The organism is Streptomyces sp. NBC_00354 (genome assembly GCF_036106915.1).
In the GTDB taxonomy this organism is placed as follows: domain Bacteria; phylum Actinomycetota; class Actinomycetes; order Streptomycetales; family Streptomycetaceae; genus Streptomyces.
The window spans coordinates 5,032,477-5,052,594 of sequence record NZ_CP107983.1 but is presented as its reverse complement, the minus strand read 5'-3'; the positions used below and the strand labels follow the sequence as shown (position 1 = coordinate 5,052,594).

Below are 20,118 nucleotides of genomic sequence, written 5' to 3'. Positions count from 1 at the left end.
TCGGCCCGGGTTTCCTGCATGCGCTCCTCGCGTTGCGAGATCGCCTGGGAAGTGACTCGTCCGCCTCGTGGCCGCGCCCAGGCCGGTCTTGCGCCGCATCAGCCGCGGTAGAGCCGGCGGCCGCAGTGGGGCCACGGAGTCGCGCCCCGTTGTACGTAGAGCTTCTTCGCCCGGTACGTCTGTTCCGGGCCCGGGGCGTCCTGGGGGCGTCCGGAGCCGCCGAGGCTCTGCCAGGTGCGGACGTCGAACTGGTACAGGCCGCCGTAGGTGCCCGAGGCGTCGGTGGCTGCCGGGCGGCCGCCGGACTCGCACTGGGCCAGTGCCCCCCAGTCGAGGCCGTCCGCCCCGGAGACGGAGGTCGGCAGCGGCTTCGTGCCGACCGTGACCAGCTGGGTGACGGGCTCGCGGACGATCTCCTCGGCGACCTTGCGGGGCTTCTGCCGGACCCCGTTGACGGTGCGCAGGGCGTAGGTGACCCGGCGCGCTCCGGGGCGGCCCGCCCGCTCGACGACCTCGGTGCCGGCGAACAGGTCGTCGTCCTCGGTCCTCTCGGTCTCGTACGGGATGCGCTCCTCGCGGACCTCGCGGGTGCCGGTGATGCGGAGCACGGTGACGGTCTGGCCGTCGCGCGGGAAGGAGGCGGGCGGGACGGAGGTGGTGTCCTGGCCCTGGAGGGTGATCCCGGCCTGGCCGAGGGCCTCCTGGACGGTGGCGGCGTTGGTGCGGATGGTGCTCTCGCGGCCGTCCGCCATGAAGGTGACGCTGCGTTCGGTGCGGACGGCGAGGGTGAGGCCGGCGCGGGGCACGGGGGCGGTGCGCGGGGCGGAGAGGGAGGCGCCCTCGACGCGGATGCCGAACTGGCGCAGCGCGCCCTCGACGGTGCCGGCGGTGGTCCACACCTGACGGCTCTGTCCGTCGAGGGTCAGGCGCACGGGGCGGCCGTAGCGGACGACGATCTCGTCGCCGTCGTCGAGGGCCTCGCCCCGGGCGGGGGCGACGAGGTCGTGGGGGCCGACGCCGACCCCTTCGGCGGCGAGGAGTTCGTCGACGTCGTCGGCGAAGGTGTGCAGCGTCCTGGGCTCCCCGTCCACGGTGAGGCGTACCGACTTGTCGGCGGCGACGAAGGCCGTGGTGCCGCCGGCCAGGAAGGCGACGACGAGCGCCTGGGGGACGATCCGCCGCCAGGCGTCCCGGCCCGCGGCCGTCTCGGCGGGGGTGGTACGGCGACGCCGTCCGGTCCCGGCGGGGACGGAGTGGACGCCGGTGCCGGCGCCGAGGGCGGGGCCTTGTCCGGGGCCGGTGGCTGCGCCGGGGCCCCGGGGGCCGGGGTCCGGGCTGCGGCGGCGCCCGGTGCCGGGTCCGGCGGGCGCCGCGAGGTCCGCGCCCGCGGCGGGCGCGGCCCGGCGCCGCCCGGTCGGGGCGGGCGGTACTGCGGGTGCGGGGCCGGCCTCGGCGCTCCTGCGGCGCCGGGCGGCCCGCCGGTCGCCGGTGCGCGGGGCGGGTACCACGGCCGGCTCCGGGTCCGGGGCGGCCTCGTCCCCGTACAACCCGGTGAAAGGACTCTCGCTCACGACGCTCGCTCCACTGGTCCGGCCCCATCGGTTCGGGCACGGCACCCTAGCGGACGTCCGTCACTCACCAAAGTCGAGCGGCTACCCAGCGTGTCGGCTGTCTCTGCGGGCCGGGTGGTCCTCAGTAGTCGAAGGCGCGCGCCGTGTTCGCCGCCAGGGCGGTGGCCATCGCGTCCTCGTCGATCCCCCGTACCGCCGCCATCGCCCGTACGGTCAGCGGAATGAGGTACGGCGCGTTGGGCCGTCCGCGGTACGGCGCGGGGGTGAGGTACGGGGCGTCGGTCTCGACGAGCACCAGCTCCGGCGGGGCCACGGCGAGGGCCTCGCGCAGCGGCCGGGCGTTCTTGAACGTCACGGTCCCGGCGAACGACATGTAGTACCCGGCGGCGGCGCACTCGCGGGCCATCTCGGCGTCCCCGGAGTAGCAGTGGAAGACGGTGCGCTCGGGTGCGCCCTCCTCGCGCAGGATGCGCAGGACGTCCGCGTGGGCCTCGCGGTCATGGATGACCAGGGCCTTGCCCTGCCGCTTCGCGATCTCGATGTGCGCGCGGAAGGAACGCTCCTGCGCGGCCATGCCCTCGGGCCCGGTGCGGAAGTAGTCCAGCCCGGTCTCACCGACGGCCTTCACGTGGGCGAGCTTCGCCAGCTCCTCGATCTCGGCCAGCGCCTCGTCGAGCGCGGCCTCGCCGCCCCCGTCCCGCGCGCCCTGCCGGGACCAGCCGTCGGGATCCCCGTGGACGATGCGGGGGGCTTCGTTCGGGTGAAGGGCCACGGCAGCGTGGACGTTCTCGTACGCGGCGGCGGTCTCGGCCGCCCAGCGGGAGCCCTTCACGTCGCAGCCCACCTGGACGACGGTGGTCACCCCGACCGAGGCGGCCTTGGCGAGGCCTTCCTCGACGGTGCCGGCCTGCATGTCCAGATGGGTGTGGGAGTCCGCGACCGCCACCCGCAGGGGTTCGGGCAGCGGCGGCGGGGTGTCCTTCGAGGCGTCCTTGGCGGCAGTGCTCATACGGCCGATCTTATGACCGGTCTCCTGACCGCGACCCGGCGCTCATGGCCGTGACCGGGCCCCTATGACCGGCGGAAGATCCTCATCAGGCGGGAGAGCCAGCCCCCGCGCTCCTCGGCGTCGTCCACCGGGACGGGCCCGGGGGCGTCGTGCAGCGGGATCCTGCGCTGCTTCGGGGCCCGCGGGACGTTCGCGCCGGCCGGCACCGGGCCGGCGATCCCGGGCGAGATGCGGTGGTGGTAGAGCTTGTCGATCGTGCCGAGCACCGACGACACCTGGCCTTCCCGCATGATCCGCACCACGTGCCCGCCGCAGTTGTGGCAGGTCGGGTTCGACAGCGGGGAGGGCACCCGCTCGCCCTTGACCGTATAGATGATGAAGGGCTGGCCATTGCCGTCGACGTGGTGCTCGATCTCGTAGCCCTGCTCCCAGGCGTACCCGCACTTCATGCACGCGAACGAGTAGGCCTCGTGCACGGTGTGCACACCGGGCCTCGGCACGGAGGCGGGTGCTGCCGGGGCGGGTACGGGGGCGGGGACGGGTACCGAGGTGTCTGCGATCTCACTCATGCCAGCTCCTCTTGTTCCACTGGTGCCATTGCCAGTGGACGCCTCTTCAGGCGGGAGCGCATCAGGCCCTGTCTACTGTTGGACGGCCTTTGGGCGACTCATGTCCCAAAGCGCCCGGTGCGCGGTCTGAGCTTTGCTTTTCAGGTTAGCTCTTTACCGTCTTACAGCACCTTTTGAGCCGCATTCTTTGCCGCGACCACTGCGTCGAAGACCTCCCGCTTGGGTACTCCGGCCTCGGCCGCGACCGCCGCGATGGCCTCCTTGCGCCGCTCCCCGGCCTCCTCGCGCACCCGTACCCTGCGCACCAGCTCCTCGGCGTCCACGTCTCCGGGCCCGGCCGCCGGGGCGCCCTCCACGACGACGGTGATCTCCCCGCGCACGCCCTCCGCGGCCCAGGCCGCCAGCTCGCCGAGCCCGCCGCGCTTGACCTCCTCGTACGTCTTGGTCAGCTCGCGGCACACGGCGGCGCGCCGGCCGGCACCGAAGACCTCGGCCATCGCGGCGAGGGTGTCGTCGAGCCGGTGCGGGGCCTCGAAGTAGACGAGCGTGCGCCTCTCGCCCTCGACCTCGCGGAGCTTGCCGAGGCGCTCGCCCGCCTTGCGCGGCAGGAATCCCTCGAAGCAGAAACGGTCCACCGGCAGCCCCGACAGGGCGAGCGCGGTGAGCACCGCGGACGGCCCGGGCACGGCGGTGACCTTGATGTCCTTCTCCACGGCGGCGGCGACCAGCCGGTAGCCGGGGTCGGAGACGGACGGCATGCCGGCGTCGGTCACCAGCAACACCCGCTTGCCGTCCTCCAGTGCCTCGACCAGCTCCGGGGTGCGCGCCGACTCGTTGCCCTCGAAGTACGAGACGACCCGCCCGGTGGTGTGCACGCCGAGCCCCTGGGTCAGCCGGCGCAGCCGCCGGGTGTCCTCGGCGGCGACCACGTCGGCCCGCTCGAGCTCGGCGGCGAGCCGGGGCGGGGCGTCGGCGAGATCGCCGATCGGGGTGCCGGCGAGCACGAGCACGCCTGCGGTGGAGGAGGTCGAAGAGGAGGTTCCGGAGCCGGAGGGCTGGTCAGTCGTCACCGGTCCATCCTCTCAGCCGTCCCACCCGGCACACGTCAGCCTCCCACCCGGCACACGCTCCGAGGGTCCCCGGCGCTGGGGTTCGCACAGGTGCGTTCCCTACGATGACCCGGTGACCAGTACCGCGACGCCGCCGCCCAGCCCCGCGGGGGCTCCGCCCGCCCTTCCGGCGGGGCGCGAAGAACAGCCGTCCACCTGGCTGCGCCGCCTGCGCGGCTTCGGCTACGCGCCGCCCGCCGACGCGCGGCGGCGCCCGGACGTCCGCACCCGCCTGGTGCCCCCGTACGCCCGGCCCTCCGAGCAGTTGTGGACGGCGCTCGGGATCCCGCTCTCCGCGGTGGGCGCCTGGCAGCGCGTGCTGGCGTGGGCGGGGCCGGTGCTGGTGGCGCTGGTGGCCGGGGTGCTGCGCTTCGCGCACCTGGGCAGCCCGAAGGCGGTGATATTCGACGAGACGTACTACGCCAAGGACGCCTGGGCCACGATCCGGCAGGGCTACGAGGCGAGTTGGCCCAAGGACATCGACAAGTCGATCCTCGCCAACCCCGAGGGGGTCGCCCTCCCGCTGGACCCCGGCTACGTCGTGCACCCGCCGGTCGGCAAGTGGGTCATCGGGCTCGGCGAGTGGATGTTCGGCTTCACGCCGTTCGGCTGGCGGTTCATGACGGCCGTGCTCGGCACCCTCTCGGTGCTGATGCTGTGCCGGATCGGGCGCCGCCTGTTCCGCTCCACCTTCCTGGGCTGCCTCGCGGGCGCGCTGCTCGCGGTCGACGGCCTGCACCTGGTGATGAGCCGGACCGCGCTGCTCGACCTGGTGCTGATGTTCTTCGTGCTGGCCGCGTTCGGGGCACTGCTCGTCGACCGGGACCGGACCCGGGCCAGACTCGCGGACGCGCTCCCGGTGGACGAGGAGGGGCGCACCCTCCCGGACGTCGCCGTCGCCGAGACGCTGCGCCTGGGCTGGCGCCCGTACCGGATCCTGGCGGGCGTGTGCCTGGGCCTGGCCTTCGGCACGAAGTGGAACGGCCTGATCGTGCTGGCGTTCTTCGGTGTGCTGACCGTCCTGTGGGACGCGGCCGCGCGCCGCACCGCGGGCGCGGGCGCCCCGTACGCGGCGATGCTGCGCCGCGACGCGCTGCCGGGCTTCCTCTCGACGGTGCCGGTGGCCATCGCGGTGTACCTGGCGTCGTGGACCGGCTGGATCCTGTCCCCCGACAACGGCAAGGGCGGTTACTTCCGCGACTGGGCCGCCAAGAACGACCAGGGCAGTTCGCTGTCGTTCCTGCCGGAGTGGCTGCGCAGCCTGTGGCATTACGAGACCGAGGTCTACAAGTTCCACGTCGGCCTGACCTCGGGTCACACGTACGAGTCGAACCCGTGGAGCTGGCTGGTCCTGGGCCGTCCCGTCTCCTACTTCTACGAATCCCCCGACCCGGGTGCGGACGGCTGCCCGGCGACGGAGGCGGGCAAGTGCGCGCGCGAGGTGCTGGCCCTGGGCACGCCGATGCTGTGGTGGGCGGGCTGCTTCGCGCTGCTGTACGTGCTGTGGCGGTGGTTCTTCCGGCGCGACTGGCGGGCGGGCGCGATCGCCTGCGCGCTGGCTGCGGGCCTGCTGCCCTGGTTCAACTACCAGGAGCGGACCATCTTCTTCTTCTACGCGGTGGTCTTCGTCCCGTACCTGTGCCTGGCGGTCGCGATGATGATCGGCGCCCTGCTGGGCCCGTCGGGCTCGACGGAACGCAGACGCGCGCTGGGCGCGATCGCGGCGGGCGTGCTGGTCCTCCTCATCATCTGGAACTTCATCTATTTCTGGCCGATCTACACGGGCCAGACCCTCCCGATGGACTCCTGGCGCGGCCGGATGTGGATGGACAGCTGGGTCTAGCGGCCACGACGACGGGCCCGGCACCTCCTGGTGCCGGGCCCGTCGTGGTCGTTGTCGGTGTCAGTTCTGCCTGACGAGGATCCCGGTGTTGGCGAAGGCGATGAGACCGGGCCGTGACGAGTTGGTGTCGCAGCCACGGAACACAGAGCTGAAGGTCCGCGTCACGCCGCCGATGACGATGGTGATCGTCAGGTTGTCCGCCGTGACCTGGGTCATGCCGCTGCCCTTCCCCTTGCCGTGAGGGAAGGGGAAGGGGCCGTCCTGCGCATTGGCCGGAACGGCCAGTGCCACGCTCGCCACCACGGCGGTGAGCAGCGATGTGGACAGGGCCCGAAGGCCAACGGGGTGACCATCCGTCAGACTGCACCCTGACCCTCGGCCATCTCGTGGTGTCCCGGCTCCCCCTGGCGCCACCGGTCGCAGGCGTGGCGGCCGGTGCCCATGCTGAAAGGAGGACGCCCTTGGCTTCAGAAACCGGTCGTGCTGTGGAGCCCGGGCCAGGGGCACCGGAGAGGTGGTGCGTCATGCGCATACGACGACTGCTCGGCCTCGCCCTCGCCACGGCGGCCCTGGCCGGCGTGAGTGCCCTCGGCGCCGCTACGGCCCAGGCCGCGGCAACCCCGACCGTCACGTCCGCGGAGTGCACGGATCAGGGCGGAACGGTCAGGACCATCCCCTACGACGGATCCGTGTGCGTGCTCCCCGACGGGAGCAGGGTGACGGTCACCTGACCGGCCGCGGTGTTCCGGTCTGGTAACAAACCGTACGTGTCCCGTTTGCACAGAGTAAGGTCCGCACCAGAGCTTCTTTGAACGTGTTCAGAGAAAACGGGGATCTGGGGAGGAACGTACGTGAACGGGGCGGCGAAGGGGGCCATCGTCGGCGGGGTGTTTCTCGCGATGGTCGGCGGGGCTGGGTACGGGGTGTACGCGCTGGTCGGGGACGCCGGCGACAAGGAAGGCGACAAGGGCGGCGGCACCGCCGTCCAGGCAGAGAAGGGCAGCGGGCCGGTCACCGACAAGGAGGCCGCGCAGACCGCGAAGGCCTTCTTCGCCGCCTGGGCGGCCGGGGACGCGCGCGCGGCCGCCGAGCTGACGAACAACGTGCAGGCCGCGCAGACCGCCGTGGCCGACTACCGGGCGAAGGCCTACGTGTCCAAGGCCGTGATCACTCCGGGGGCGCAGACGGGTACGACCATCCCGTTCAGCGTCGCCGCGGAGGTCACGTACCAGGGCGCCGGCAAGCCTCTCGCCTACGAGTCCAAACTGACCGTCGTGCGCGGCGTGACCAGCGGGAAGCCGCTCGTCGACTGGCAGGCCTCGGTGATCCACCCGCAGCTGCAGAAGGACGAGAAGCTGCGCGCGGGCGCTCCCGCGGCTCCGCCGGTCAAGGCCGTGGACCGCAATGGCGAGGAGCTCAGTGCGGAGAAGTACCCCTCGCTGCGGCCGGTCCTCGACCAGCTGCGCCAGACGTACGGCGGCAAGGTGGGCGGCAAGTCCGGGGCCGAGCTGTGGATCGAGCCGGCCGCCCAGGACGCGCCGAAGCGGACCCTGCTGACGCTGGTGGAGGGCGAGCCGAGCACGCTGAAGACGTACCTGGACGCCAAGGTGCAGGCGGCGGCCGAGAAGGCGGTCGCCAAGTACCCGGAGTCCTCGGTGGTCGCCGTCCAGACGGGCAACGGACACATCCTGGCCGTCGCCAACAACCGCAAGGACGGTTTCAACGCGGCGATGGAGGGGCGGCGGGCGCCCGGCTCGACGATGAAGATCGTGACGGCGGCGATGCTGATCGACCGGGGCAAGGCTGCGGCCGACCAGCCCGCGGAATGCACCAAGGACGCCATGTGGGGCGGCCGCACCTTCCACAACCTGAACAACTTCGAACTGCCCGGCGCGAACTTCGCGACCAGCTTCGCCAAGTCCTGCAACACCGCCTTCATCAAGCAGATCGACAGCGTCGACGACGACGCGGCGCTGGCGAAGGAGGCCCGGGAGGTCTTCGGCCTCGGCCTGGACAACTGGAAGACGGGCATCCGCTCGACCGACGGCCAGGTGCCGGAGGCGAAGGGCGCGGAGGCGGCCGCCGAGTACATCGGGCAGGGCCGGATCACCATGAACCCGCTGAACGTCGCCTCCTTCACCGCCACCGCGCGCAGCGGGTCCTTCCACCAGCCGCTGCTCGTCTCGCCGGAACTCGACGGGCGGCCCGTCGCGCAGGCCGCGCGGCAGATGAAGCCGTCGGTGCAGCAGCAGCTGGTGCGGATGATGAAGCTGACGGCGACCAGCGGCACGGCCCAGCAGACGATGGGCTCGGTGGGCGGCTCCGACAAGGGAGCCAAGACCGGCTCCGCGGAGGTCGACGGCGCGGGCAGCCCGGACAGCTGGTTCACGGGCTTCAGCGGGGACGTGGCCGCGGCGGCGATGGTCGAGGCCGGCGGCCACGGCAGCGACGCGGCGGGCCCGATCGTGGCGACGGTCCTGAACGCCTCCTGACGCCCCGGCGTTGCGGGGGCTGCACCGGAAAGGGCGTCGCGGGGGTGGCGTGCGGGGCGTTAGCGTGCCCGCATGACGACCGGCACCCATCCCCGTTTCGCGGAAGCCCTGGCCGAGCTGGGGCTCGACGTGACCGTACGCACTTTCCCGGACGGCACCCGGACCGCCGCCGACGCGGCAGCCGCGATCGGCTGTGAGCTCGGACAGATCGCGAAGTCGCTGATCTTCGCGGCGGACGGGGTGCCCGTGGTGGTCCTGATGGACGGGGCCTCGCGGGTGGACGTGGAGGCGGTACGCCGGGAGCTCGGCGCCCGGCAGGTCACCCGGGCGGATGCGGCGCTGGTCCGGGAGATCACGGGCTACGCGATCGGCGGCGTCCCGCCCTTCGGGCACCGGATCCGGACCCGGGTCCTGGCGGACCGGTCGCTGCTGGCCCACGAGGTGGTCTGGGCGGCGGCGGGAACCCCGCACTCGGTGTTCCCGATGGCCCCGCAGGACCTGATCACCCACGCAGGCGCCACCCTGACCGACGTCCGCGAGCCCTGACCCGCGCAGCGGCGCCCGGACAGGGCCGCGGCCGACGGGTCAGAGTGCGGACTGGACGGCTCTGACCAGGGACTGGGCCCGGGGGTCGGCGGTGACCGACTTGGCGTGGGCGTTCGTCACGTAGCCGAACCCGATCCCCGCCTCCGGATCCGCGAAGCCCAGTGAGCCGCCCCGCCCCGGGTGGCCGAACGATGCCGGGGACATCAGCGGCGAGGCCGGGCTGTGCAGCATGTAGCCCGGGCCGAAGCGCGTGTTGACCACCAGGACCCGGTCGGGCCCGGACGAGAGCTCCGTACCCGCCAGCCGGGCCGTCTCCGGGGTGAACAGCCGCGTGCCGTCCTCCGTGTCGCCCAGCAGGGCCGCGTACAGGCCGGCCAGGCCACGCGCCGTGCCGATGCCCGCCGACGCCGGGAGTTCGGCCGCCCGGAACTCGGGGTCGTTCTCGTCCGCGAGCGGCGTGATGGCCGCGAACGCCCGCCGGGTCAGCGAGGACGGGTCCGCCCAGGCCTCCGAAACGTTTCGCCTGGGTCGCGTCCGAAGACCCGCCGCCGTCTGCGGCGGCGGGTCCACCGGGCCCACCCGGCCGACGCGCGCCGTCTCCGCCTCCGGCAGGCCGATCCAGAATTCCAGCCCCCGCGGGCCCGTGACCTCCTGCGCCAGCCACTGACCGATCGACGCCCCGGTCACCCGCAGCACCAGCTCCGACAGCAGCCAGCTGTACGTCTGCGCGTGGTAGCCGTGCGCGGAGCCCGGCTCCCAGAAGGCCTGCTGCCCGGCGACCGCACGCGCCCCCGCGAGCCCGTCCGCCGCCTCGGCGGGGGTCAGCGGAACGTCCAGCGCCGGAACCCCGGCCCGGTGCGCCAGCAGGTCCCGGACCAGCGCCCGCTCCTTGCCGCCCGCCTTGAACTCCGGCCAGTACGCCCCCACGGGCGCGTCCAGGTCCAGCAGCCCGCGCTGGTGCAGCAGCAGCGGTACGACGGCGGCCACGCCCTTGGTGGCCGAGCGCACCACCTGCGCGGTCCCGGCCGCCCACGGCTCGCCGCCGGCACCGCCCTCGACGTCCTTGGTGCCCGCCCACAGGTCCACGACCTTCCGGCCGTCCCGGTACACGGCCACCGCCGCGCCCCGGTCGCCGAGCACCTCGAAATTGCGTACGAAGGCGTCCCGGACGGCCTCGAAGCCCTCCGCCACCTCACCCTGGATGTTCACGAGCGGTCCAACAATCACCTGGTCGGACTTATGCCACCGACACCGAGCGCGGGTCGAAGCCGAAGGGGAGCTCCAGCCGGTGGGCCCGCATCAGCTCCTCGTCGCACAGCAGGTCCTGCGTGCGCCCGTCGGCCGCGATGACGCCCTCGCTGAGGATCACCGAGCGCGGGCACAGCTCCAGCGCGTACGGCAGGTCGTGGGTCACCATCAGCACCGTCACGTCCAGCGAGCGCAGGATGTCCGCGAGCTCGCGCCGCGACGCCGGGTCCAGGTTGGAGGAGGGCTCGTCCAGGACCAGGATCTCCGGCCGCATGGCCAGTACGGTCGCCACCGCGACCCGGCGTCGCTGCCCGAAGGACAGGTGGTGCGGAGGCCGGTCCGCGAACGCCTCCATGCCGACCTGCTCCAGCGCCTCGCGGACCCGCGTCTCCAGTTCCGCACCCCGCATCCCGGCGGCCGCCGGCCCGAAGGCCACGTCCTCGCGCACGGTCGGCATGAACAACTGGTCGTCCGGGTCCTGGAAGACGATGCCGACCCGGCGCCGGATCTCGGCGAAGTTCCGCTTCTCGACCGGCAGCCCGGCCACCGCCACCGTGCCGACCCCGCCGCCGAGGATGCCGTTGAGGTGCAGCACCAGCGTGGTCTTGCCGGCGCCGTTCGGGCCGAGCAGGGCCACCCGCTCGCCCTGTCCGACGGTCAGGTCCACCCCGAAGAGGGCCTGGTGCCCGTCCGGGTAGGCGTACGCGAGGCCGGAGACCTCGAGGGAAGGCCCATCGGTCACAGGAGTCACAGCGGTCACAGGGTCCATCCGATCAGGCAGACGGCGAGCGCCGCCGCCGGGAGTACGGCCGCGTACGCCCACTGGGCGCGGGTGGCCACGACTTCGTCGATCACCGGCATCGAGCCGGCGTAGCCGCGGCTGACCATTGCGAGGTGGACCCGCTCGCCGCGTTCGTAGGAGCGGATGAACAGGGCTCCGGCGGTCTTGGCCAGTACCCCCCAGTGCCGGATGCCGCGGGCCTCGAAGCCGCGCGAGCGCCGTGCGATCGACATCCGCCGCAGCTCGTCGGTGATCACGTCGCCGTACCGGATCATGAAGGAGGCGATCTGCACCAGCAGCGGCGGCAGCTTCAGCTGCTGGAGCCCGAGCAGCAGCGCCCGCAGTTCGGTGGTCGAGGCGAGCAGGACGGATGCGGCCACCCCGAGCGTGCCCTTGGCCAGCACGTTCCAGGCGCCCCATAGTCCGGAGACGCTGAGCGACATGCCGAGTCCGCCGATGCTGACGCTGACCCGCTCGCCCTGTGCCACGAACGGCATGAGCACGGCGAAGGCCACGAACGGGATCTCGATCAGCAGCCGCCGCAGCAGGAGGCCGGCCGGGATCCGGGCCGCGGTCGCGACCGCCGCGATCAGGACGGCATACAGCCCGAAGGCCCACACCGCCTCGCGCGGGGTGGACACGACGACCACGACGAAGGCGAAGGCCGCGGCCAGCTTGCAGTGCGGCGGCAGCGCGTGGACCGGCGAGTGCCCGTGCCGGTAGAGCTTGTGGGCGTGGCCCGCGCCCATCTCAGACCGCCGAGGTCGAGGCGGCCCCGGCGGCCGTCAGGTCTTCCGCGCGGCGGCGGCGCACGGTCCAGAAGATCCCGGTGCCGACGGCGACGGTCGCGCCGACGCCGATGACGCCGGCGAGGCCGCCGGAGAGGCGGGCGTCGTCGACGTCCTTGAGGCTGTAGTCGGCGAGCGGGGAGTCGGCGGCGGCGTGCTCCTTCACGTTCTGGTCGATGCCCTTGTCGGCGGCGACCTTCTCGAGGCCGTCGGGGCTGGCGGAGGCGTAGAAGGAGACGAAGCCGGCCAGTACGAGGGCGGTGACCAGGCCGGTGATCCACACGGGCTTCGTCGACCGGGCGGCCACGGCCGCGGGCACCGCAGCCGGAGCAGCGGCCGGCGCGTCGACCAGCACGCCGCCGACGCGCAGCTTCAGCGGCGCGGCCAGCCCGCGCGCGCCGTGCACCAGGTCCGGCCGTACGGCCAGTACGGCGCCCACGGTCGCGGCGGTGATGACGGCCTCGCCGATGCCGATCAGCACGTGCACGCCGACCATGGCGGTGAACACCTTGCCGAGCGGGACGTCGGTGGTCCCGCCGAGGGCGTAGAGGAGGGTGAACATGACGGCCGCGCCGGGCACCGAGAGCAGTGCTCCGGCGAAGGCGGCGACGGTGACCGAGCGGCGGGTGTCCGGCAGGAGCTTCAGCAGCCCGCGGAAGACGGCGTAGGCGACGACCACGGTCACGACGCCCATGGTCATGACGTTGACGCCGAGGGCGGTCAGCCCGCCGTCGGCGAACAGGACGCCCTGCATGAGCAGCACCACGGACACGCACAGCACACCCGTGTAGGGGCCGACGAGGATCGCGGCGAGCGCCCCGCCCAGCAGGTGTCCGCTGGTGCCCGCGGCGACCGGGAAGTTCAGCATCTGGACGGCGAAGATGAACGCGGCGACGAGTCCGGCGAGCGGCGCCGCCCGCTCGTCGAGCTCTCGGCGGGCGCCGCGGAGGCTGACGGCCACCGCGCCCGCGGCGGCGACACCTGCGGCGATGGAGACGGGGGCGTCGATGAAGCCGTCGGGCACATGCATGGGGCTGCTCCGCTTCCTGCGGTCTTTGAGCTGACAAAATCTTTAGCCGCTCAAGAATAGTGCCTAATTGCAAACCCTTGGCAAGAGCGTCCGGATCACAAATACGGCCTCGCAGATTCGTGGGAATGTGCGAGGCTGGGGGCAATACGGACTCATATGTTCCGATTAGAGGAGTCTTGTCGTGTCAGCCACCGCCGAGAATCCCCCCACGGCCTCAGTCGCCACCGCCACCGCCGTCGCCACCGCCGTCGCCGCCGTCGAGGAGCGCGTCACCGCCCGCGTGATCACCGACGACCCGCTCTACCGGAAGATCCCGGTCGCCCTGCGCTTCGCCCCCGCCGAGCCGCTCGCCGTACGGATCGTCTTCCCCGCCGGGCTCTCCCCCGAGGGCACCGACAACGAGTGGGTCTTCCCCCGGGCCCTCCTCGAGGCGGGCCTCCAGGCCCCGACCGGCACCGGCGACGTACGCGTCTGGCCCTGCGGCCGTGTCCAGGCGGTCGTCGAGTTCCACTCCCCCGAGGGCGTCGCGGTGATCCAGTTCGACATCGCCGTGCTGCGCCGCTTCCTGCGCCGTACGAACGCCGCCGTCACCCGGCAGGCGTAACCGGCCCGGACGGAACGGGGCCGGCCGGAACGGGCCCGGCCCCGCACCTGGGATCAGGTGCGGGGCCGGGCCGATGTGCGTCAGGGTCAGGCGTTGACCAGCTCGCGGTCCTTGTCCGGGCCCTCCGGGGAATCGGCGGAACCTTCGAGGTGCTTGCGCAGGCTCTCGCCCTCCACGTCCACGTTGGGCAGCAGCCGGTCCAGCCAGCGCGGCAGCCACCAGGCCTTGTGGCCGAGCAGGGCGAGCACCGCCGGGACGATCGCCATGCGGACGACGAAGGCGTCGAAGAGGACGGCGATGGCGAGGCCGAAGCCGATCATCTTGATCATCTGCTCGCTGGCGCCGATGAAGCCCGAGAACACCGCGATCATGATGACGGCGGCCGCCACGACCACCCGCGCGCTGTACTGGAAGCCGGTCACGATGGCCTGGCCCGGGCGCTCGCCGTGGACGTACGCCTCACGCATGCGGGTGACGAGGAAGACCTCGTAGTCCATGGCCAGACCGAAGACGACGCCCACCATGAAGATCGGCATCATGCTCATGATCGGACCGGTCTGCTCCACCCCGAAGAGCGAGCCGAGCCAGCCCCACTGGAACACCGCGACGACCGCGCCGAGGGCTGCGACCACGGAGAGCAGGAAGCCGAGGGCCGCCTTGAGCGGAACCAGGACGGAGCGGAAGACCACCATCAGCAGCAGGAACGCGAGGCCGACCACGAGCGCCAGGTAGGGCAGCAGCGCGTCGTTCATCTTCTGCGAGAAGTCGATGTTCATCGCGGTCGCGCCGGTGACCATGACGTCCTCACCGCTGCCGTCGCGGATCGTGTGGACCAGGTCCTCGGTCTGCGTGGAGGACGGACGGTCCTTCGGGATGACGGTGATCATCGAGGCGTCGCCGGCCTCGTTGGGCATCGGCGGCATGACCGCGGCCACGCCCTCCAGGCCCTTGATCCGGGCCTCGGTCTCGTCGGCGAGCTTCTTGTCGCCGTCGACGACCACCATCAGCGGGCCGTTGAAGCCCGGGCCGAAGCCGTCGGAGAGCAGGTCGTACGCCTTGCGCTGGGTGGTGGAGACCGGCTGGGCGCCGTCGTCCGGCAGGCCCATCTCCAGCTTGCTCGCCGGGATCGCGATGGCGCCGAGGCCGATCACGCCGACGAGCAGCACCATGACCGGGCGGCGCAGCACGAAGCGGGCCCAGCGGGTGCCGCCGTTGGCCTTGGGCTCGGCTCCGGCGGGCTTGCCCTTGCCGAACAGCCTGCTCTTCTTGCCCGCCGGCAGGACCTTCTTGCCCGCGAAGCCCAGGATGGCCGGGACCAGCGTCAGGGCGACGAGGACGGCGATGACCACGGTGCCCGCGGCCGCGAAGCCCATCTTGGTCAGCATCGGGATGTTGACGACGGCCAGGCCCACGAGGGCGATGACCACGGTGAGACCGGCGAAGACGACGGCGGAGCCGGCGGTTCCGGCGGCCCGGCCCGCGGCCTCGTCCCGCTCCCGGCCCTCGGCGAGCTCCACGCGGTAGCGGGAGACGATGAAGAGCGCGTAGTCGATGCCGACCGCGAGGCCGATCATCATCGCGAGGGTGGAGGTGGTGGAGCCGAGGTCCAGCACGTTGGCGAGCGCGGTGATGGAGGAGACGCCGATGCCCACGCCGATCAGCGCGGTCAGCAGCGGCAGCCCGGCCGCGATCAGCGAGCCGAAGGTGATGACCAGCACGATCGCCGCGATCGCGATGCCGACGATCTCGCCGGAGCCCGTCTCGGGGGCCGTCATCAGGGCGTCGCCGCCGATCTCGACGGTGAGCCCGGCGCTCTGGGCCGCGGCACCGGAGTCCTTGAGCGCGTCGCGCGTGTCGTCCTTCAGCTCCATGCCGCTGACGGTGTACTTGACGCTGACGTACGCGGTGGAGCCGTCCTGGCTCACCGCCTGGGCCTGGTACGGGTCGGTGACCGAGGCGACCTCGGCTTTGCCCGGGCCGCCCTTCAGGCCGGAGACGATCTTCTCGACCTCGGTCTTGTACTTCGGGTCGTTGACCGAGGCGCCCGCGGGCGCCTTGACGACAATACGGGCGGTGGCGCCGTCGGCGGCCATGCCCGGGAACTTCTCGTCCAGCACGTCGAAGGCCTTCTGGGCCTCCGTGCCGGGTATGGAGAACGATCCGGAGGTGGGTGCGGACGCCGTCGCCGCGCCGAAGCCGGCGGCGAACAGCAGTGCCACCCAGACGAGGGCGACGAGGCCGCGGCGCCGGAAGGCGCCCCTGCCGAGTCGGTAGAGGAAGGTAGCCACGGAGGCGGTTCTCCCGTTCAGGTCGTGGGATGGATCCTGGATGGATCAGGGCGTGGAAAGCCGGCCCGACGACGAGAGCGGCGTGTCAGGAGCAGCAGGAAGGAGTGCGGGCGGACTCAGACGCCGAGGGCGGGGAAGACCACGGAGTCGATGAAGTCGGCGAGGAACGCCTGGTCCACCGATCGGTCCTCCATCAGCGGCAACGCGATGAAGGCGCCGATCAGCATGTGCGGCACGAAACGGATTGCGGGGCAGTCCGGGGCGACCTCGCCCCGGTCCACGGCCCGCCGCAGGATCTCGTCGAGGCCGGAGATCTCCGGCTCCATGAGCAGCCTGCGCAAGGCCTGGTGGAGTTCGGGACTCGTGTGGACGGCGTGGGCGAGCCCCCGCAGGAGCGCGGTGTCCTTCGCCATCTGCGCGTTGTCGGAGTGCTCGACCATGCGGTGGAAGTCGCCGCGCAGCGTGCCCGTGTCGATCTCCCGGAGGGAGGCCGGCTGGGTGCAGCGCAGCGCCCTGGCGACCAGCTCGGGCTTGCTCCCCCACTGGCGGTAGAGGGTGGCCTTGCTGGACTTCGTGCGGGCGGCGACCGCATCCATGGTCAGCGCCTCGTAGCCGACCTCGCGGAGGAGGTCGAGGACCGCCTCGTGGAGTTCGGCTTCCCGCTCGGGGGTGATCCGGCTGCGCCGCGACGGTACTTCTTCGGACATCTCCGGCACCTCCCTTCCGAACGAAACTGTTTCGTACACCGATGACGATACCCCGGTCGCGAACGAAACGAAACCGTTCCGTTTCGCTGAAGGGAGTGGCGTGGATCACCTGTACGAGTTGCCAGGCCCCCCTGGCGCGGAAAGCATTGTGGGGTGAGTCACGACGGCGCGTACCTCCGCTTCCCGCACCTCCACGACGATCTGCTGTGCTTCGCCACCGAGGACGACCTCTGGGTCGCCCCGCTCGTTCCCGAGGGCGAACCCCCCGGCCGGGCCTGGCGGATCACCGTCGACCGGACCAGAGTCGGCCACCCCCGATTCTCCCCCGACGGACGCCACATCGCCTTCACCACCTGGCGCAGCCTCGACCCCGAGGTCCACCTCGCCCCGGTGGACGGCGGCCCGGCCCGCCGGCTCAGCTACTGGGGCGCCACCGACACCCGCGTCTGCGGATGGACCCCGCCCGACAAGGACGGCCACAGCGACATCCTGGCCGTGTCCTCGCACGGCCAGCCCTTCTCGTACTACGCCTGGGCCTACAGCCTGCCGACCGACGGCTCACCCGGAGGCAGGCTCCCCTGGGGCCCGGTCTCCGACATCGCCGTCCACGAGGAGCCGAACGGAGAGCGGCGCACCCTGCTGCTGACCGGCAAGCCCCCGCACGAGCCCGCCGCCTGGAAGCGCTACCGCGGCGGCGCCACCGGCCGGCTCTGGCTGCACGGCAAGCAGCTGCTGGAGCACGTCGAGGGGCACCTCGACGCCCCGATGTTCGTGGACGGCCGGATCGCCTTCCTCTCCGACCACGAGGGCATCGGCAACCTGTACTCCTGCCTGCCCGACGGCACCGACCTGCGCCGGCACACCGACCACGAGGAGTTCTACGCCCGGCACGCCTCCAGCGACGGCTCCCGGGTCGTCTACCAGTGCGCCGGGGACCTCTGGCTCGTCGACTCGCTGTCCCCCGGCGCCGCCGCGCGCAGGCTCGACGTCCGCCTCGGCGGGCCCCGCGCGGGCCGCCGTACGTACCAGGTCCCGGCCGCCAGCCACGTCGACTCGCTCTCCGTCGACGCCACCGGCCGGGCCAGCGCAGTCGTCATCCGCGGCAGCCTGTACTGGCTCACCCACCGCGACGGGCCCGCCCGGACCATCGCCGACACCCCGGGCGTGCGGGTGCGGCTGCCGGAGATGCTCGGCAGCAGCGGGCAGGTCGCGTACGTGACGGACGCGGAGGGCGAGGACGCGATCGAGATCGCCTACCTCCCGCGGGCCTCCGGGGACCGGGAGCCGCGCCGGCTGGCCTCCGGCGAGCTGGGCCGCGTACTGGAACTGCTGTCCGACCCGGACGGGGAGCGGCTCGCCATCTCCTCCAACGACGGGCGGCTGCTCCTGATCGATGCGAGCGAGGAGTCCAACGGGGAAGTCACCGAGCTGATCCGGTCCATCAACGGGCCCGTCACCGACCTGGCGTTCTCGCCCGACGGGGCCTGGCTGACCTGGTCGCACCCGGGCATCGGGCGCTCGCTGCGCCAGATCAAGATGGCCCGGATCTCCGGCCCCGGCCCGCGCTCGATCGTGGACGTCACCAACGGCCGCTTCGAGGACGACCACCCGGTCTTCACCCGCGACGGCCGCTACCTGGCCTTCCTGTCCTGGCGCGGTTTCGACCCGGTGTACGACGTGCACACCGGCGACCTGTCGTTCCCGCTGGGCTGCCGCCCGTACCTGGTGCCGCTGTCCTCGGCGACGCCCTCGCCGTTCGCTTTCACCCCCGACGGCCGCCCGGCGGCGGGCGGGCTCGACCCGGGCGAGGGAGAGGCCGCCGAGGCCACCGAGGGGGACGGCGCGGTCATGGTGGAGGTGGAGGGGCTGGAGAGCCGGGTCACCCCGTTCCCGGTGACGGCGTCGAAGTACTCGGCCCTGTACCCGGTGCACGGCGGCGGACTGGTGTGGCTGCGCTGGCCGATCTCGGGCGCGCTCGGCGAGACGTTCGCCAACCCGACCGACACCAGCGGCAAGCCCACGCTGGAGCACTTCGAGATCACCAAGGCGCGCAAGACCGAACTGGCCTCCGGGCTGGACTGGTTCGCGGTCAGCGGCGACGGCACCCGGCTCGTCGTCAACGACGACGGCGACCTGCGCGCGGTCCCCTCTACCGAGTCCGGCGACAGCGACTCCACCGTCTACCTGGACCTGCGGCGCATCCTGCACGAGGTGGACCCGGCCGCCGAGTGGCGCCAGGCCTTCGAGGAGGCCGGGCGGCTGATCCGCGCGTACTTCTGGGAGCCGGACATGTGCAACATCGACTGGGACGGGGTGCTGCGCCAGTACCGCCCCCTGGTCGAACGGGTCGCCTCGCCCGACGAGTTCGCCGACCTGCTGCGCGAGGTGCTCGGCGAGCTCGGCACCTCGCACGCGTACGTCTCCCCCGCGCGCCGCAACGAAGGCCCGCCGCACTACCAGCGTCCCATCGGGCTGCTCGGCGCCAACTTCGTGCCCCGCGAGGAGGGGTGGGTGCTCGCGCGGATCCTGCCGGGCGAGTCCTCCGACTCCAAGGCCCGCTCCCCGCTCGCCGGCACCGGCATCCGGGAGGGCGCCGTGCTCACCCACGTCGACGGCCGGCCGGTGGACCCGGTGACCGGGCCCTATCCGCTGCTCTCGGCGGCCGGGGGCACCACGGTCGAGCTGACCTTCAAGCCCGCGGAAGGCGAGGGCCGGGCCCGGCGGGTGGCGATCGTGCCGCTGATCGACGAGCGGCCGCTGCGCTACCAGGACTGGGTTTCCAAGCGGCGCGCGGTGGTCCGCGAGGTCAGCGGCGGCAAGTGCGGCTACCTGCACATCCCCGACATGGGCGGCTCGGGCTGGGCGCAGTTCAACCGGGACCTGCGGATGGAGATGTCCCGGCCCGCGCTGATCGTGGACGTGCGCGGCAACGCGGGCGGGCACATCAGCGAGCTGGTGGTGGAGAAGCTGACCCGCTCGATCCTCGGCTGGGACCTGACGCGGGGCGCCCAGCCGGTGTCGTACGCCTCCAACGCGCCCCGGGGTCCGATCGTGGCGCTGGCCGACGAGGCGACCTCTTCGGACGGCGACATGATCACGGCGGCCTTCAAACTGCTCGGGCTCGGCCCGGTGGTCGGCCAGCGCACCTGGGGCGGAGTGGTCGGCATGACCGGCCGGCACACCCTGGGCGACAGCACGGTCATCACGGTGCCGATGAACGCCGCCTGGTTCCCTGAGTACGGGTGGTCGGTGGAGAACCACGGCGTGGAGCCCGACCTGGCGGTCCTGCGCACCCCGCTCGACTGGGCGGAGGGGCGGCACGCCCAGCTGGACGACGCCGTGTACCTGGCGCTGGAGCTGCTGGAGCAGGAGCCGGCGGCGGTGCCGCCCGGCTACGCGGACGTACCGGACCTGCGGCGTCCGAAGCTGCCGCCGAGGCCGTAGGGGCCGTGGGGGCCGTGGGCATGCGGAAGGGGCGCGACCCGTCGTCGAATGCGACGGGCCGCGCCCCTTCCGGCGTACGGGCGTACGGG

At 72.5% G+C, this 20,118-nt stretch carries 17 protein-coding genes; 6 read left to right on the top strand and 11 right to left on the bottom strand.

Features of this window, described 5'->3' with window-relative positions:
* Nucleotides 1-98: 98 nt before the first annotated feature.
* From OHT74_RS23175 to rsmI, 4 genes are all read right to left on the bottom strand, one after another.
* A complete protein-coding gene (locus OHT74_RS23175) occupies nt 99-1,571 on the bottom strand; it encodes a ubiquitin-like domain-containing protein (RefSeq protein ID WP_323139589.1) in 1,473 nt (490 codons plus the stop codon).
* A 121-nt stretch (nt 1,572-1,692) separates the two neighbouring features.
* The gene (locus OHT74_RS23170; protein WP_328621269.1) at nt 1,693-2,580 is read right to left on the bottom strand and encodes a TatD family hydrolase; all 888 of its coding nucleotides are present in this window, start codon (nt 2,578-2,580) and stop codon (nt 1,693-1,695) included.
* A 62-nt stretch (nt 2,581-2,642) separates the two neighbouring features.
* Nucleotides 2,643-3,149 carry a hypothetical protein gene (locus OHT74_RS23165; protein ID WP_443047477.1) on the bottom strand — a complete coding sequence of 169 codons (507 nt, stop codon included), beginning with the start codon at nt 3,147-3,149 and terminating at the stop codon, nt 2,643-2,645.
* A gap of 161 nt (nt 3,150-3,310) precedes the next feature.
* Entirely contained in the window at nt 3,311-4,219 is a 909-nt protein-coding gene (gene rsmI / locus OHT74_RS23160; RefSeq protein ID WP_443047476.1) for a 16S rRNA (cytidine(1402)-2'-O)-methyltransferase, read from the bottom strand.
* 112 nt (nt 4,220-4,331) lie between these two features.
* On the opposite strand from rsmI, the gene OHT74_RS23155 reads away from it, so the two are divergent.
* Complete coding sequence (locus tag OHT74_RS23155) at nt 4,332-6,101, top strand: dolichyl-phosphate-mannose--protein mannosyltransferase (RefSeq protein WP_443047474.1); 1,770 nt, start codon at nt 4,332-4,334, stop codon at nt 6,099-6,101.
* A gap of 60 nt (nt 6,102-6,161) precedes the next feature.
* Here the strand turns inward: OHT74_RS23155 and OHT74_RS23150 are convergent, their stop codons facing one another.
* Nucleotides 6,162-6,392, bottom strand: coding sequence for a hypothetical protein (locus OHT74_RS23150; protein ID WP_328621268.1), 231 nt, complete (start codon nt 6,390-6,392; stop codon nt 6,162-6,164).
* Nucleotides 6,393-6,625: 233 nt separating this feature from the next.
* Between OHT74_RS23150 and OHT74_RS23145 the strand changes: the two genes are divergently transcribed.
* The 3 genes from OHT74_RS23145 to OHT74_RS23135 all read left to right on the top strand — a co-directional run bounded on the left by OHT74_RS23145 (nt 6,626) and on the right by OHT74_RS23135 (nt 9,139).
* Nucleotides 6,626-6,832: a hypothetical protein gene (locus OHT74_RS23145; protein WP_328621267.1), complete on the top strand. Its 207-nt coding sequence runs from the start codon at nt 6,626-6,628 to the stop codon at nt 6,830-6,832.
* A gap of 120 nt (nt 6,833-6,952) precedes the next feature.
* Nucleotides 6,953-8,593 (top strand): penicillin-binding transpeptidase domain-containing protein, encoded by a 1,641-nt coding sequence (locus OHT74_RS23140; protein WP_328621266.1) that lies wholly within the window; start codon nt 6,953-6,955, stop codon nt 8,591-8,593.
* Between the two features lie 72 nt (nt 8,594-8,665).
* Nucleotides 8,666-9,139 (top strand): YbaK/EbsC family protein, encoded by a 474-nt coding sequence (locus OHT74_RS23135; protein WP_328621265.1) that lies wholly within the window; start codon nt 8,666-8,668, stop codon nt 9,137-9,139.
* Between the two features lie 39 nt (nt 9,140-9,178).
* On the opposite strand, the gene OHT74_RS23130 is transcribed toward OHT74_RS23135, so the two are convergent.
* The 4 genes from OHT74_RS23130 to OHT74_RS23115 are packed head-to-tail and all read right to left on the bottom strand — an operon-like array spanning nt 9,179 to nt 12,986.
* The gene (locus OHT74_RS23130) at nt 9,179-10,348 is read right to left on the bottom strand and encodes a serine hydrolase domain-containing protein (RefSeq protein ID WP_328621264.1); all 1,170 of its coding nucleotides are present in this window, start codon (nt 10,346-10,348) and stop codon (nt 9,179-9,181) included.
* A gap of 28 nt (nt 10,349-10,376) precedes the next feature.
* Nucleotides 10,377-11,156: an energy-coupling factor ABC transporter ATP-binding protein gene (locus OHT74_RS23125; protein WP_266666313.1), complete on the bottom strand. Its 780-nt coding sequence runs from the start codon at nt 11,154-11,156 to the stop codon at nt 10,377-10,379.
* A complete protein-coding gene (cbiQ, locus tag OHT74_RS23120) occupies nt 11,144-11,917 on the bottom strand; it encodes a cobalt ECF transporter T component CbiQ (protein ID WP_328621263.1) in 774 nt (257 codons plus the stop codon). Before cbiQ ends, OHT74_RS23125 begins: the two co-directional genes overlap by 13 nt.
* Before the next feature lies 1 nt (nt 11,918).
* Nucleotides 11,919-12,986 (bottom strand): energy-coupling factor ABC transporter permease, encoded by a 1,068-nt coding sequence (locus OHT74_RS23115; protein ID WP_328621262.1) that lies wholly within the window; start codon nt 12,984-12,986, stop codon nt 11,919-11,921.
* 181 nt (nt 12,987-13,167) lie between these two features.
* On the opposite strand from OHT74_RS23115, the gene OHT74_RS23110 reads away from it, so the two are divergent.
* Nucleotides 13,168-13,590, top strand: a complete 423-nt coding sequence (locus tag OHT74_RS23110; protein WP_266666307.1) for an SsgA family sporulation/cell division regulator — start codon at nt 13,168-13,170, stop codon at nt 13,588-13,590.
* Nucleotides 13,591-13,676: 86 nt separating this feature from the next.
* Here OHT74_RS23110 and OHT74_RS23105 read toward each other — a convergent pair whose 3' ends face one another.
* On the bottom strand, nt 13,677-15,878 hold the full coding sequence (locus OHT74_RS23105; RefSeq protein ID WP_328621261.1) for an MMPL family transporter: 2,202 nt from the start codon (nt 15,876-15,878) through the stop codon (nt 13,677-13,679).
* 116 nt (nt 15,879-15,994) lie between these two features.
* Entirely contained in the window at nt 15,995-16,585 is a 591-nt protein-coding gene (locus tag OHT74_RS23100; RefSeq protein ID WP_266666303.1) for a TetR/AcrR family transcriptional regulator, read from the bottom strand.
* Nucleotides 16,586-16,738: 153 nt separating this feature from the next.
* Here OHT74_RS23100 and OHT74_RS23095 point away from each other — a divergent pair, with 153 nt between their 5' ends.
* A complete protein-coding gene (locus OHT74_RS23095; protein ID WP_328621260.1) occupies nt 16,739-20,029 on the top strand; it encodes a S41 family peptidase in 3,291 nt (1,096 codons plus the stop codon).
* Nucleotides 20,030-20,118 lie beyond the last annotated feature (89 nt).